Annotated in this window: 2 protein-coding genes; both read right to left on the reverse strand. The window is 66.1% G+C overall.

Annotated features, from left to right (window positions below; genetic code table 11):
* A partial coding sequence (locus NKI72_RS35340) for an FAD-dependent oxidoreductase (RefSeq protein WP_352852306.1) occupies positions 1-260 on the reverse strand: 260 nt, incomplete at its 3' end.
* 53 nt (positions 261-313) lie between these two features.
* The coding region (locus NKI72_RS35345; RefSeq protein WP_352852307.1) for an alpha-hydroxy-acid oxidizing protein at positions 314-644 on the reverse strand (331 nt) is incomplete at its 5' end.

The raw sequence follows: 644 nt of genomic DNA on the forward strand, positions 1-644 counted from the left end.
CGAAAGCCGATATCGGCGTCCGCGCCAAACTCTTCCCTGAGCCGCCGGAACAGTTTCAGCGTGAATTGCGACAGCCGGATGTTTTCCGGGATCGAAAACTGCTGGCGGATGGAGGCGCAGGACAGTGTGGTCGCCGCATGAGAAAATTGCGGGTCGCGCTCGACAAGCGCGATCGAGCCCGAAAACCCTTCCTCGCGCGGATAATAGGCGACCGAGGAGCCGACGATGGCTCCGCCGATGATGATGATGTCGTAATGCACTTTTTCGCTTCTCCAGTTCTAAGGCCCGCCGCCACGTGCGGGCGATGCCGGCATCAACCGGCGGGCAGATGTGCCGAGGGCAACAAGCGCGCCTGACGCAACGCCGCCAGATCAGCCGAGCCGGTGCAGAAGCAGGCGACGGCCAACTGGCGGATGACGATCTCGAAATGCGCGACAACCGCCTCGGTGGATACCCTAGCCGCGCGCAGCACGCCGGCCGCCTGCCCGGCGATGTCCGCGCCCAGGCGGATGGCCTTGGCCACGTCGACGCCGTCGCGGATCCCGCCCGACGCGATCAGCTTCACCGTTGGCAGCGCCCGACGTACCGCCTGCACGCTGGCCGGGGTCGGAAGACCCCACACGGCGGACGCCATCGCCACTGCA

Source organism: Mesorhizobium sp. M0437 (assembly GCF_040321335.1).
In the GTDB taxonomy this organism is placed as follows: domain Bacteria; phylum Pseudomonadota; class Alphaproteobacteria; order Rhizobiales; family Rhizobiaceae; genus Mesorhizobium.